Here is a 12087-nt window from a genome sequence, read left to right as displayed (position 1 = left end):
GCTTAAAAAGTCGATCCCTTCCTCCAGAACCTTTAACGTCAGCTCCGCTACCCTCTGGAACTTCTCCCAAATCTGCTTTATAATCTGCATAGAGACCTCACCCTCCTGAGTGGTTGGATTGTCAACTGCTCGTCCCTAGCAAGGACGGTGAGGTCTCTTCTTCTTTTTCTCCTCCCTCGGCTCCTGCAAGAACTCCTACGGTAACTTTACACTAACCAGACTCACACCGGGGCCACTTTCACTGCCCGCTTTACCCGCCGGATAGGAATACTTGCCACCAGGGCCACTGTATCCTCCTGGCTCGCAAGCTCTATCTCCAGCCCTCTCTCTTCAACCTCCATGTAGCGGGAAATTACCTGAAGGAGATCCCGCTTTAAGTGCTCCAAGAGCTCGGGGGAGACGCTAGCCCGGTCATGCACTAGAATGAGGCGCAAACGCTCCCGCGCTATCTCCTTGCTACCCGCCCCGGAGCGGGAGAGGAGGCGATTTACTATCTGCCAAAGGTCCATTCCCCTAAACCCCCGTTCCTTTTAACCTAAGCCTAGCATCTTGCGCAGGCGGACCAAAAGATTGCCATTACTTTCTAGGTCGAGAAGGGGTACCGGCTCGCCCAAGATGCGCCTGCTGATGTTGCGGAAGGCCTCGGCCGCCAGAGAGTTCCTCTCCTGCACTATCGGTTCTCCCCGGTTGGTGGAAACGATGATGCGTTCGTCCTCCGGCACTACCCCCAGCAGGTCTACGGCCAGGATGTCCAAGATATCCTCGATGTCCATCATATCTCCCTGTCGCACCATCTTGGGACGCAGCCGGTTTATCACCAGCTTAGGTTCGTTGAGCCCCGCTGCCTCCAGTAGCCCGATCACCCGGTCGGCGTCCCTAACCGCCGCAACCTCCGGCGTGGTTACCACTATGGCCCTGTCCGCACCGGCAATGGCGTTTCTAAAGCCCTGCTCTATACCGGCAGGGCAATCCACAATCACATAGTCGAACTCCTTTTTGAGCTCCTGGCAGATCTCCCGCATCTGCTCGGGATTTACCGCCGTCTTGTCTTTGGTTTGAGCGGCGGGTAAAAGATAAAGCCCTTCGAAGCGCTTGTCGCGAATAAGCGCCTGCTTCAGCCGGCAGTGGCCGTGAGCCACGTCCACCAGGTCATAGACTATACGGTTCTCCAGTCCCAATACCACATCGAGGTTCCTAAGCCCGATGTCCGCATCTACCAGGGCTACCTTGTGGCCCAGCAGGGCCAAGCCCGCTCCTATGTTGGCCGTGGCTGTAGTCTTACCTACGCCCCCCTTGCCCGAGGTGATTACGATCGTCTCACCCATTCCCTTCCCCCCACTACGATACAAGACTTTTAGAGCCTGAACCCCAACGCTTCGATGATAACCATTCCATCCTTTATTCGCGCTACCTCCGGCTGTCCCGAAGGAGTCATGCCCTCCGGCGGCCTAGAAACGTGGTTGGCAATGCGCAACTGGGTAGGTTCCAGTCGAAAAGCCACCACCAGGGCTCCCTCGTCTCCTCCTGCCCCAGCGTGTACCGTCCCTCTAAGAGTTCCGATAACGATTACATCCCCGGTAGCAGTGACCTCCGCGCCCGGGTTCACGTCCCCTAAGATTACCACATTGCCGTCATAAAAGAGAGATTGCCCCGAACGCAAGGTACGCTCGATCAGAATGGTTTTTCTTTCCGGTCGAACCCCGGGAATCTGCACCATTGCACCCTGCCCTGCACCCATGACCGATCCCTCCCGAAAGCTTTATTCGCCATCCTCTAACCAATTCCTGCTAAAAATGTGCCCTGCTAGTCGAACTCCGGGCAGGACCGAACCCCAAAGAAAGGATCGGCACTTTATGTACCTTCCTTGTGCCTCCCCCGGCAACCAGGGCACACACCGTAAACACAGAGCAAAATTTTTTCTACCCGAAAACCTTCAATCTCTTCCGGAAGCTCTTCTAGCACCGGCTCGCCCGGAGGCAAATCGAAAACCCGGCCGCAAAGCCGACAGTAAAAGTGGGCGTGGGGCGTAGGATCGGGATCGAAACGGCGTCGCTCCGGATCAATGGTTAAAATCTGGATTTCCCCAGCCCGTTCTAAGATCTCCAAGGTACTGTAAACCGTAGCCAGAGAAAGGGAGGGAAAGCGGGGCTTGAGGGCTTGGTAAATTTCCTCCGCCGAGGGGTGGTTTCGGTTTCCCTCGAGAAAAGCAAGAATAGCCAGGCGCTGAGGGGTGGCTCTCAGCCCTAAACGCCTCAGCTTACTTGCCCGTTCATTCTTCTTTTCCCGCCGCCCTTGCTTACTCTCCACCTCAAACCACCTTTTCAACCGCCGAAATAAGCGCTTAGAATCTCCTTAGCCACCGGGGCGGCCACTGCTCCACCGTGCCCGGCGTTCTCCACCACCACCGCCACCGCTACGCGGGGGTTGTCCGCCGGAGCGTAGCCCACAAAAAGGGCGCACGTACCCTTGCCCGGAACTTCGGCCGAGCCGGTCTTACCTGCCACCTTGACCGGCAAACCGTCAAATACCCCAGCAGCCGTTCCCTCTCCCTGAGTCACTAGATCCATCCCTTCCTGCACCACCTTGAGGTATTCCGGGTTAACCTTTAATCGCCCCAGCACCTCGGGGCCGAAGCTGGCCACCGTCCGGCCGTCGGGTGTCACTATCTTCTTTACCAGAAAAGGACGGTAGCGCGTGCCCCCGTTGGCTAGCGTGGCCGTATAGTTGACCAACTGCAAGGGCGTACAAAGCAGGTACCCCTGTCCTATGGAGGTGTTGAGCGTATCGTAAGTGTGCCAGTCCAGATCCCAAGCGTAGCGCTGGTACTCCGCTTTTAGCGCCTGAAGGCGCTGGTTTTTTTCCCTCTCCAACTTTTCTCTTTCCTTCGGGTCCTGGGTGGCCGCTAGCCTGCGGGCGTATTCCTCCTCTACTGCTTTAAATTTCGGCTCAAAAATAGAGTCGAGATAGGCTTTCATCCGCTTATACTTATACTCCGGGGTGGGTACGACCCCTGCCATTTCTCCCGGCAAGGTAATTCCCGTCTTCTCTCCGAAACCTAGCTCGCGGGCCATAGCGTCGATACGGTTGATCCCCGTCATCTGGCCTATGGTCCAGAAGTAAACGTCGCAAGAGACTTGCAAGGCTCGCTTCAAATCGACCCTTCCGTGACCGCTGGGCCACACCCAGCAGTGGAATATGTGACTGCCCAGGCGGTAGTATCCAGGGCAGAACACGGTAAAGTCAGGATTTATTATCCCCGCTTCCAGGGCAGCCAAGGCAGTGACCATCTTGAAAGTAGAACCCGGCGGATAGGCGGATAAAGCCCGGTTAAGCAAAGGGCTGTCCGGGTTTTGGAAAAGGGCCTTGGCTTCTGCTGGCGTAAGCCCCCGGGTGAAAATGGAAGGGTCGTAGGAGGGGTAGCTGGCCATAGCCAATATCTCCCCAGTATGCACATCCTCCACTACCGCCGCCCCTCCAGGAGCTGGAAGGCCTTTTTTCCGGGCTTCCTTCACCGCCTTCTCCAAAGCGGCCTCGGCTGCCTGCTGCACCTTGAGGTCTATGGTCAGCTCCAGATTGTCTCCTGGGGTAGGAGGTTTGATCCCCAGATCTCTTACCGGACGCCCCACCGCGTCCACTTCTATATAGCGTGCCCCATCCTTACCCCGAAGGTAACGCTCGAAAGTGTACTCCAGCCCGTCTTGACCAAAGAAGTCGCCCGGAGCATACCCCTCGTCCTTATGCTTCTTCAGTTGTTCCGCGCTTATCTCGTGTACGTAGCCCAGCACCTGAGCCAAGGTGGAGCCGTAAGGGTAATAACGAACCGGCACTATTTCTACCATTATACCGGGAAATTCGTCATGGTGCTCCTCTAGGTAAGTTACCGCCTGAAGAGGGACATTAGTGGCCAGGCGCACGGGCTGGCCGGAGTTCTCCCCTTCCTTTATTTTCTTTTCGATCTCTGTGGGATCCATATGCAAAAGCCCGGCCAGCCTCTTAACCAGATAGGGGGCGACCGGCTTTCCTAAATTGATGTAAGAAAGGGCATAAACCGGGCGATTTCCCACTAGTTTATGACCGTTGCGGTCGAAAATCTCCCCCCGAGGCGCCCTTATGAGCACTAGGCGCAGGCAGTTTTCCTTGGCCAGAACGGCATAGTGTTCTCCCCGCCAAATCTGTAAGTAGGCCAGACGCAGAAAAAGCACAGCGAAAAGCAAAGCGAAGACCAGGAGAAAGATTTTTCCTTTACGCTCTATGGAGGAAGCCATTATCTCTACCTCGCTCTAAGGCGTCGCGACAAAAGTCTCTGCCAGGGGTAGAAAAGTACCACGGCCGCAACGGTGTTGTAAGCAGTTACCGGCAATATCAGGTAAAGAAGAGTGTTTTTGAGCGGCAGCCAGATGCCTAGAAAGAGTAGCAAAAGATAAGTGGCCAGCTCGGCCACCAAAGTGACCGTCCCGGTGACCAGGGCGCAAGTTAAGCTACTCTCCCGGTAAAAGAAAACCCCCGCCTGCCCAGCCAAATAGCCGGCCAGAAGTTTGGTCAAGGCGTTAAGCCCCACGAACCCCCCGGCCACCAGGTCACAAAGCAGCCCTGCTACCACCCCCCAGAGCCCTCCTTCCCTAGGGCCGCGCCAGAAGCCAATAAAAGCGACCAATATAAGCAAAAGATCGGGCCTTACCCCCGCCACCCGCAAATAGGTTAAAACTGTGGTCTGTAGAAGCAAACTAAAACCGACAAGCCAAAGGAGGATAAAGGTCTGCACCTACTTCGCCGCCCCGTTTACTACTTCTTCAAAAGCACCAGAACCTCCTGGACCCGGTTGAGATCGACTACCGGCTTGAGATAAATGGTGCGGAAAAGCCCTCCCTCTCCTTCCTCCACCCGTACCACCTTACCTACGGGAATACCGGGAGGGAAAATGCCGCTTAAGGAGGAAGTTAGCACCAGCATCCCCTGCTTTACCGGCTCGTCCTTTACTACGTAGTCCATGCGCATCTCCCCCGGCGCCAGCATTCCTCGCACTATTCCCGGCACCTGGGTTTCGTAGACCACCGCTCCCACCGCACTACGCGGATCGGTTATGAGCAGCACCTCCGAGGTGTGGGCGCTAACTCGCCAAACCCGTCCCACTAAACCAGCAGGAGCTACTACCACGGCGTCGGGAGTGACCCCGTCAACCTTACCCCGGTTGATGGTCAGGGTACCAAACCAGTTGTTGGGGTTCCGACCCACCACTTCCGCCACCAGGCTGGGACCAGGGTGGGTTTCTTTATAATCGAGAAGGGCCTTGAGACGGGTGTTTTCTGCCGCCTGCTCCCGCAAACGGGCTACCTCCGCTTCTAGCTCAGCCACCCGCGCCCGAAGCTCTCTTACAGTGGCATTTTCCCTCCCCCCGGAAAAAAGAAAGGCCATCCCTTCGGCCATTTTCTCCGCTCCCAAGTTGAGCCCCGCTCCCACAGGCGCCGCTCCATCCCAAACCCACGAGCTGAAAGGAATAATGGATTGGCCCTCTCGGGGAGCGGTGAGGCGTAAAAGAGCCAAAGCTAGAGAAAGGAGCAAGAACGCCGCCAGCCCTTTTTTTACCTGGCGCCACCGGCCGGGCAAGCTACATCACCCGCCGCGGTTGCAGAGCCACCCGGCGTAGAATTTCGATGTTATCCAGGACGTAGCCTGTACCATAGGCTACCGCCAGAAGCGGCTCCTCCGCCAGCACTACCGGCATGCCCGTCTGCTCGCTCACCAGACGGTCGAGTCCGCGGAGCAAAGCCCCTCCTCCGGCCATCACTATGCCCCGGTCCATAATGTCGGCCGCCAGCTCCGGCGGAGTCTGTTCTAAGGTGGCTTTGATGGCGTCCACGATGGCGGCCACCGGCTCTTTCAAAGCCTCGTAAATTTCCTCCGCCGTTACCTTGATGGTTTTGGGAAGACCGGTTACCAGGTCCCTGCCCCGCACTTCCTCTTCTTCACTGGGATTATCAGGCGGATAGGCCGAGCCTATGCGAATCTTGACCTCCTCCGCTGTCCGTTCACCTATCATCAGGTTATAGTGCTTCTTGACGTACTGGGCAATGGCCTCGTCCATTTCGTCCCCGGCCACCCGGATGGAGCAGCTGGTGACAATGCCCCCTAAAGAAATAACCGCTACCTCGGTGGTTCCGCCCCCGATGTCCACTATCATATTCCCCGTAGGCTCTTCCACCGGTAGCCCAGCCCCTATGGCTGCCGCCATGGGCTCCTCGATGAGGTAAACTTCTCTTGCTCCCGCTTGCAGGGCGGCCTCCCGGACAGCTCGCTCCTCGACCGCCGTTACCCCTGAGGGGACCCCTATAACCACCCGCGGCCGCACGAAGAAATGGCGATTCTTTAGGGCTCGTCCGATGAAGTACTTTATCATAGCCTGGGTAGTATCGAAGTCGGCAATGACCCCGTCGGCCAGCGGCCTTATAGCCACTATGTTCCCGGGCGTCCGCCCGATCATCTTCTTGGCCTCTTCCCCCACCGCCAGGATCTTGCCCGTGTCTTTCTGAATGGCTACCACCGAAGGCTCCCGCAAGACAATGCCTTCTCCCTTAACGTAGACAATAGTGTTGGCCGTTCCCAAATCGATGCCGATGTCGCGCGAAAAAAGCCCGATACGCAAGTCTCCTACGACTCCTTTCACCAGAGATTCGCCTCTTTGAGGCTCACATAACAATTATCGCCTATAATGAGGTGATCCAGCACCTCAACGCCCAAGAGATCCCCCGCCTGCACCAGGCGCCGGGTAAGAGCCAGGTCTTCCCCGCTGGGCGTGGGGTCACCACTTGGGTGGTTGTGCGCCAAAATCAGGGCACAGGCCGAACGGCGCACCGCCGCCCGAAAGACCTCGCGCGGCAAGACCCCAGCGATGTTAAGTCCACCTACGGCCACGGTTTCTATCCCCAGCAACTGGTTCTTGGTGTCCAACAGTATCACTCTAAACTCCTCTTGCTCTAGGTGGGCCATGGTAGGAACTACCAGTTGCGCCGCTGCGGCCGGGGAATTTATTACCGGTCGCGAAGAAACCTCTAAGGTCCCCAACCTCCGGCCTAACTCTAAAGCGGCAGCTACTTGCGCTGCCTTTGCCTCCCCCATACCGGGAACTGAGCTCAATTCCTGTACCGCTGCCGTAGCCAAACCCTTTAAACCTCCAAAATTGCTAAGGAGAAACCGGGCCAGGTCTAGAGCCGAGCCTCTGGCCGAACCGGTACGCAGGATGATGGCCAAAAGCTCCACTTCAGAGAGAGCAGACGCCCCTTCCCGCCAAAGGCGCTCGCGCGGGCGGGTTGAAGGAGGAAGCTTTTTTATAGGAACCCGGTAGGTCTGCTCTCCTTTCACCCCTCTAGCCCCTGCCCCGTCAAGAGGTTTACGCCAAATTGAAGCAGCAGCCGGTGAAGCAAAAACACCGGCAGTCCCACCACATTGAAGTAGCAGCCTTCGATCTTCTCGATGAAAAGCGCCCCTTTACCCTGGGCGGCATAAGCTCCCGCCTTGTCCATAGGCTCGCCAGTAGCAACGTAAGCCGCTATTTCCTCTGCGGCAAGGGGCGCAAAAAACACGCGGGTGGCCACGTGATCCTTGATCAGTCTGCCCTCCGGCAGGCCCAAGACGGCTACACCCGTAAAGACCGTGTGCTCGTTCCCTTGAAGCGCTGCCAACATCTCTTTGGCCTCTTCTTCGCTGCGGGGCTTACCCAAAACTTTCCCTCGGTGCACCACGATAGTATCGGCCCCGATGACAAGTGCTGGTGGAGTCACGCGGGAAGCCACTTCTTCTACTTTGAGCCGGGCCAGTTCTTCGGCCATTTCCGCTGGCGGGAAGTCCGATGAAAAGCTTTCTTTCACCCGCGGAGCCACCACTTCGAATTCTACTCCTAGGGAGCGCAAAATCTCCTGGCGCCGTGGAGAGGTAGAAGCTAGGACTATACGCCTCATATCCTTCGATACGCCCAGTATCCGGCCAACAACCCCAGCACCGTCGCCGGCCCTAAGGCCAGGGAAAACCCCAAAGTGCATTTACAAAAATGCAGATCCAGCGTGGCTGGTCCGAAACCTACGGCGGCGGTGTTCTTCAAGAAAGGGAAGAAAGCGCCCAGTCCTTCCCCCAGAATGCTACCCGCTAACCCTCCCAGGAAAAGCATGAGTATAAAGGTTCCCCTGTCGTGCTGGGTGCGTTGGCCTCGGGCCAAAAGGCTCCCTCCGACGACCTTGAGCGTACCTTCTTCAGTTTATCGCAACACCCCTCCTTTGACAAGCACAGCCGAAGAAGCACCCCTCGTTAATTTTTCTTTTACCTGTTGCCTTTTTCCGCGCTACCTATTAAAATAGGATTTGAAACGGGCGCGTAGCTCAGCGGGAGAGCGCTTGACTCACATTCAAGAGGTCGCAGGTTCGATCCCTGCCGCGCCCACCATGAAAAGCCAAACGGGGGCCGAAAAAACTTTTTTTCGGCCCTTCACTTTTCACTGCAACAGAACTTCTTCCTCAAGCCAACTAGAGTAGTAAAGGCCCTGGTGTCCCCCTTGCTCGATTTCCCGTACAAGTTCATCGACCCGTAAGAAACGATAGCCGCGCGCTTTAAGCTCCCTCACCAGGGTACGGAGGTAGCCGTTGGGCCGATCCAGGTGGAATACGGCACAATCCCCCGTCTTAAGCGAATGCTGATATTCCATGAAGGGGTGGTAGAAAAAGCTGGCAAGCTCCGGGCGCCGCCTGTCTACACGGGAAAGAAGGCGCGGAACATCGGAGTCCCTGGTTATCATCCCTAAGGGAGCAGGAATGAAGTAAACGGCCTTTCTTCCTCCCAGCCCCTTGACCACGGCGATTTTTTTGGCTCGCTTATCGTCAGGATCCGGCTCGTAAATAATAGAGAAATACCGGGCAAACTCTTGATATTGAGCCGCGGAAGCAGTGTAATGAGGCGTCTCCCAGTAGGTCACGGGAATGCCCACCTTGTGCACCAGTTCCAGGGCAGCTTTTACCCGCACAGCGGCATAGCTTGGCCGAGAATACTCACCGAAGCGGGCAAATTCGAATCCCGCAGCACTTACCTCGTTCCCACATTGATGAGTGTAGCCGTGCAGCCCCACCACTCCGCCCCGCTCCACCATATACTTGAGGGTATCGTTGAAGGCCCGCACGCGGGGGTCGTGCAGATCCCCTATTCCCAGCTCAATTCCCCTCGACGGGTCTTTAAAGACGGGGATGAGCGAGATGTGAAAGGGTATCCCCTCCGAATGGAAGAAATCAGCCAGATCCCGTAAAACATCGAGTCCGTTTTCCTGCAAAGCGTACCATACGCTCACATCCTCCAGGCGAACCAGGGCCAGCTTTTCTCCCGCTAAAGCTACTCCTACTCCCCCGCCTCGCTCGATGTTAATGAGCCAGGCCAGGCTTACAACACCTAAAGCCGCCAGGACCAGAAGCGCAAGCCAGCGCATCTTTACACCTCCTTCAAGCATTTAGAACATTCAACAGCCTATGCTTCGCTTCCCTTCCGCAAACGCGCCCAAAGTTAAAATTTCTGTTGGCGAAAAGCGAGCGGCGGCCGCTTGCCCTAGGCTCCCTCTATGAGTCTGGCTTGACAGGGGTATAGGGTGAGAGGTAAGCTGGAAGTGGCCAAGTCTGTAGTAGGAAGGAGCGCGGAGGCTTATGCCCATCTACGAGTTCAGGTGTCAGGCGTGCGGATACCGGTTTGAAAGGCTTTGCCCTATGGGGGAAACGGGAGAGAACCTAACCTGTCCCGCTTGCGGAGCCAAAGCTCCGCTAAGGGTAATGTCGGCCTTCACTACTAAAGGGGTAGAGAGTGGCTCCGGTTCCTCTTGTAGTTCCTGCACCAGTACCTCTTGCAGCACTTGTTCCCTAAAATAGAAAGGGCCCGGTGGGCCCTAAAGTTTTTAGCTTTTTACAACTCTCTACTTTTGGCTCCCTGCCACTGCCTCTTTCTGGGCTCCGTGTCTCTCCGCCCAGATCTCGTCCGCCAGGCGGCGCCAGGCCTCCGCTCGCTTATCCAAGTAGGAAGCTATGGGCTCCTGCAGCACCGAATCGGCACCGGGATGCGTAGGCCGGGCTCCGCTTTCGGCCACTATGTCCCGCAAAGCCTGGGGAACATCGATTATCGGGCAAGGGCGCAGCAAATTAGGGCTGAAGGGCTGCCGCTTCTGGTAAGCGGCAAAGAGGGGATTGCGCAGCACTTCCAGTAGACTCTTCTCTTTTATATTATCCACGGCGAAATGCACAAAGGCGCAGGGCTCTACATCCCCCTTGGCGGTGATGTGGAAGTACATCCTCCCTCCCGCAATGCATCCACCGGTAAGTTCCCCGTCGTTCCAGAAGTCGGCGATTTGAATGGGCTTATGAGTGCGGATGTAGGGTATGCGCTTGGCCAGGTAGGCCCGCTGCTCGGGGGTTACCATGAGCTCAGGATTGGGGTTGCGCCCTATGGGCACGTAATGGAAGGTCCAGGCGTAGGTAACCCCCTTATCGATGAGGAAATCGATGAACTCATCGCTGGTGACCGTCTCCAGGTTGTGGCGTGTTATAGTGATAGAAGCGCCGAAGATAACTCCCCGCTCCCGCAAGAGGTCCATGGCTCGCATTATGCGGTCGAAAACCCCTTTGCCTCGACGAGCATCGGTCTCCTCCCGCCAGCCCTCCAGACTTATGGCCGGAGAGAGGTTACCCACCTCCACCAGAGCGTCGGCTACCCTCTCGGTGATCAAAGTCCCGTTGGTGTAGACCATGAAGGCCATATCGGGATGCTTCGCCACCAACTCCAGTAGCCGAGGGTACTTGAAAGGCTCACCGCCCGACATTACTATCCAGTAGATTCCCAGCTCTTTGGCCTCGCTGATAATGCGGTCGAGGGTCTCGAACTCTAATGTATCGTGCTTCTCGTACATCCCCGCCCAGCAACCCTCGCAGCGAAGGTTGCAGTCGCTGGTCGGGTCGATGAGGATGAAGTTAGGGATATGTACCCCCAGCTTGGCCGAGAGTTCCTGCTGCCGAGGAATACCCAGGAGCATGGCGTTGATGAACCAGTTGTATACCAGACGGCGTTTAACGTTGGGATGGGTGCGCTCGAACAAGCGGTTAATGTAAAACCTTACCGCCGGGTTGTTCTCGTACCAGGCCGCGATCTTTTCAGCGTGCGCCTTATGATGAGGCTGCTTGGCCACCTTCTTGGCCAGATTCAAGATCTTGGGGAAGTTCTGCTCCGGATCCCGATCCACATAGTTGAGCATTTGCCGCAAGATCTGCTCGCTCACGAAACGCTTGGCGAAATCGAAACTCGGCAGCGAAGCCCAATTGGCCATAAGTTACACCTCCCCTTAAAAAGATCTCGGGCTAGGAGAAAAGTTCCGGCCTCGGTTAAGTCCCTCCCGAAGGAATTCCAGAAGGCAGCGCAACTCTTCGGACGTCAAGTTAGGGATGACCTCCAACCACCTCCTCAAACACTCCCGCACCGCTAAAGAACCGCCTTTATCGCGCAAGAAGTTGGCTAGCACCACTCCCGTGAAGAGGTTGAGCCCCTGCTCCGGAGAGCTTAAGCGGTTAAGGTACTGGGCCAAAAGTTTCTTGCCCCGCCCAAATCCCGTCTCTTCCAGGGAAGCCAACAGCACCGCCAGCTTGTAGGCACTCCGGGCCAGGCGCGAGGTCTGCTGGGAAATCTCGTTGGAAAGCTCGGCTATAAGCTCCCGCGTAGCCCGGCCCTTTTCCTGCAGCCTAGACAGCAGGAGAGACCTAAGTTCCTGCCACTCTTCCCCACCGGGGCGCTGCAAGACTGTCTCTCCTTTGGGGGTAAGACGGTAAAGAAGCTGCTTCCTCCCCCTGGTTTTCTCTTCCCGCGCCTCTTCAAAGACCGCTTCTAGATACCCTTCCTCTTCCAGCTCCCGCAAGAGGTCGTAGGCCGTCCACTTGCTCACCCGCATCTCGCGGGCAACCGAGGTATAGTGCACTGGCCTGCCCTCTTCCTGCTGTATTTTCCCCAGTGCTCTCAAGAACTCCAGGCGCCGCCTCGTAAGCAACTTCACTTCCTCCCCTTAATACCATCAAACCCAAAAAACCAAAC

The 12087-nt window shown here is 56.6% G+C and carries 15 protein-coding genes and 1 tRNA gene; 2 read left to right on the top strand and 14 right to left on the bottom strand.

Annotation, left to right across the window (positions count from 1 at the left end):
- Nucleotides 1-221 precede the first annotated feature (221 nt).
- The 11 genes from minE to DXX99_RS06890 all read right to left on the bottom strand — a co-directional run bounded on the left by minE (nt 222) and on the right by DXX99_RS06890 (nt 8206).
- Entirely contained in the window at nt 222-509 is a 288-nt protein-coding gene (gene minE / locus DXX99_RS06940) for a cell division topological specificity factor MinE (protein ID WP_115792772.1), read from the bottom strand.
- A 21-nt stretch (nt 510-530) separates the two neighbouring features.
- Nucleotides 531-1325 carry a septum site-determining protein MinD gene (minD, locus tag DXX99_RS06935; protein WP_115792771.1) on the bottom strand — a complete coding sequence of 265 codons (795 nt, stop codon included), beginning with the start codon at nt 1323-1325 and terminating at the stop codon, nt 531-533.
- 29 nt (nt 1326-1354) lie between these two features.
- Nucleotides 1355-1738, bottom strand: a complete 384-nt coding sequence (locus DXX99_RS06930; protein ID WP_115792770.1) for a septum site-determining protein MinC — start codon at nt 1736-1738, stop codon at nt 1355-1357.
- Nucleotides 1739-1851: 113 nt separating this feature from the next.
- The gene (locus DXX99_RS06925) at nt 1852-2307 is read right to left on the bottom strand and encodes a Fur family transcriptional regulator (protein ID WP_115792780.1); all 456 of its coding nucleotides are present in this window, start codon (nt 2305-2307) and stop codon (nt 1852-1854) included.
- A gap of 14 nt (nt 2308-2321) precedes the next feature.
- A complete protein-coding gene (gene mrdA / locus DXX99_RS06920; protein WP_115792769.1) occupies nt 2322-4265 on the bottom strand; it encodes a penicillin-binding protein 2 in 1944 nt (647 codons plus the stop codon).
- 5 nt (nt 4266-4270) lie between these two features.
- Nucleotides 4271-4762 (bottom strand): rod shape-determining protein MreD, encoded by a 492-nt coding sequence (gene mreD, locus DXX99_RS06915; protein ID WP_115792768.1) that lies wholly within the window; start codon nt 4760-4762, stop codon nt 4271-4273.
- A 20-nt stretch (nt 4763-4782) separates the two neighbouring features.
- Nucleotides 4783-5604 carry a rod shape-determining protein MreC gene (mreC, locus tag DXX99_RS06910; RefSeq protein ID WP_115792767.1) on the bottom strand — a complete coding sequence of 274 codons (822 nt, stop codon included), beginning with the start codon at nt 5602-5604 and terminating at the stop codon, nt 4783-4785.
- Between the two features lies 1 nt (nt 5605).
- Nucleotides 5606-6640, bottom strand: a complete 1035-nt coding sequence (locus DXX99_RS06905; protein ID WP_115792779.1) for a rod shape-determining protein — start codon at nt 6638-6640, stop codon at nt 5606-5608.
- A 17-nt stretch (nt 6641-6657) separates the two neighbouring features.
- On the bottom strand, nt 6658-7356 hold the full coding sequence (radC, locus tag DXX99_RS06900; RefSeq protein WP_115792766.1) for a RadC family protein: 699 nt from the start codon (nt 7354-7356) through the stop codon (nt 6658-6660).
- Nucleotides 7353-7952: a Maf family protein gene (locus DXX99_RS06895; protein ID WP_115792765.1), complete on the bottom strand. Its 600-nt coding sequence runs from the start codon at nt 7950-7952 to the stop codon at nt 7353-7355. Before DXX99_RS06895 ends, radC begins: the two co-directional genes overlap by 4 nt.
- A complete protein-coding gene (locus tag DXX99_RS06890; protein ID WP_115792764.1) occupies nt 7949-8206 on the bottom strand; it encodes a DUF4321 domain-containing protein in 258 nt (85 codons plus the stop codon). The genes DXX99_RS06895 and DXX99_RS06890 overlap by 4 nt, the downstream gene beginning before the upstream one ends.
- A gap of 149 nt (nt 8207-8355) precedes the next feature.
- Between DXX99_RS06890 and DXX99_RS06885 the strand changes: the two genes are divergently transcribed.
- A tRNA-Val gene (locus tag DXX99_RS06885) sits at nt 8356-8430 on the top strand.
- 49 nt (nt 8431-8479) lie between these two features.
- Here DXX99_RS06885 and DXX99_RS06880 read toward each other — a convergent pair.
- Nucleotides 8480-9457 carry a DUF2334 domain-containing protein gene (locus DXX99_RS06880; RefSeq protein WP_165847755.1) on the bottom strand — a complete coding sequence of 326 codons (978 nt, stop codon included), beginning with the start codon at nt 9455-9457 and terminating at the stop codon, nt 8480-8482.
- Between the two features lie 211 nt (nt 9458-9668).
- On the opposite strand from DXX99_RS06880, the gene DXX99_RS06875 reads away from it, so the two are divergent.
- Nucleotides 9669-9887 (top strand): FmdB family zinc ribbon protein, encoded by a 219-nt coding sequence (locus DXX99_RS06875; RefSeq protein ID WP_115792762.1) that lies wholly within the window; start codon nt 9669-9671, stop codon nt 9885-9887.
- A 44-nt stretch (nt 9888-9931) separates the two neighbouring features.
- On the opposite strand, the gene DXX99_RS06870 is transcribed toward DXX99_RS06875, so the two are convergent.
- A complete protein-coding gene (locus tag DXX99_RS06870) occupies nt 9932-11332 on the bottom strand; it encodes a radical SAM/SPASM domain-containing protein (protein ID WP_115792761.1) in 1401 nt (466 codons plus the stop codon).
- 15 nt (nt 11333-11347) lie between these two features.
- Entirely contained in the window at nt 11348-12049 is a 702-nt protein-coding gene (locus DXX99_RS06865) for a replication-relaxation family protein (RefSeq protein WP_115792760.1), read from the bottom strand.
- Between the last annotated feature and the right edge of the window lie 38 nt (nt 12050-12087).

The sequence above is a fragment of the Ammonifex thiophilus genome, from assembly GCF_003368535.1.
Classification (GTDB): Bacteria; Bacillota; Desulfotomaculia; order Desulfotomaculales; family Ammonificaceae; genus Ammonifex; species Ammonifex thiophilus.
This window is presented reverse-complemented; position numbering and strand designations above follow the sequence as displayed.

Bases quoted from the DNA above. Each gene is read 5' to 3' on its own strand.
- minE (WP_115792772.1), bottom strand. From the start codon at position 509: ATGGACCTTTGGCAGATAGTAAATCGCCTCCTCTCCCGCTCCGGGGCG.
- minD (WP_115792771.1), bottom strand. From the start codon at position 1,325: ATGGGTGAGACGATCGTAATCACCTCGGGCAAGGGGGGCGTAGGTAAG.
- DXX99_RS06930 (WP_115792770.1), bottom strand. From the start codon at position 1,738: ATGGGTGCAGGGCAGGGTGCAATGGTGCAGATTCCCGGGGTTCGACCG.
- mrdA (WP_115792769.1), bottom strand. From the start codon at position 4,265: ATGGCTTCCTCCATAGAGCGTAAAGGAAAAATCTTTCTCCTGGTCTTC.
- DXX99_RS06895 (WP_115792765.1), bottom strand. From the start codon at position 7,952: ATGAGGCGTATAGTCCTAGCTTCTACCTCTCCACGGCGCCAGGAGATT.
- DXX99_RS06880 (WP_165847755.1), bottom strand. From the start codon at position 9,457: ATGCGCTGGCTTGCGCTTCTGGTCCTGGCGGCTTTAGGTGTTGTAAGC.
- DXX99_RS06875 (WP_115792762.1), top strand. From the start codon at position 9,669: ATGCCCATCTACGAGTTCAGGTGTCAGGCGTGCGGATACCGGTTTGAA.
- DXX99_RS06870 (WP_115792761.1), bottom strand. From the start codon at position 11,332: ATGGCCAATTGGGCTTCGCTGCCGAGTTTCGATTTCGCCAAGCGTTTC.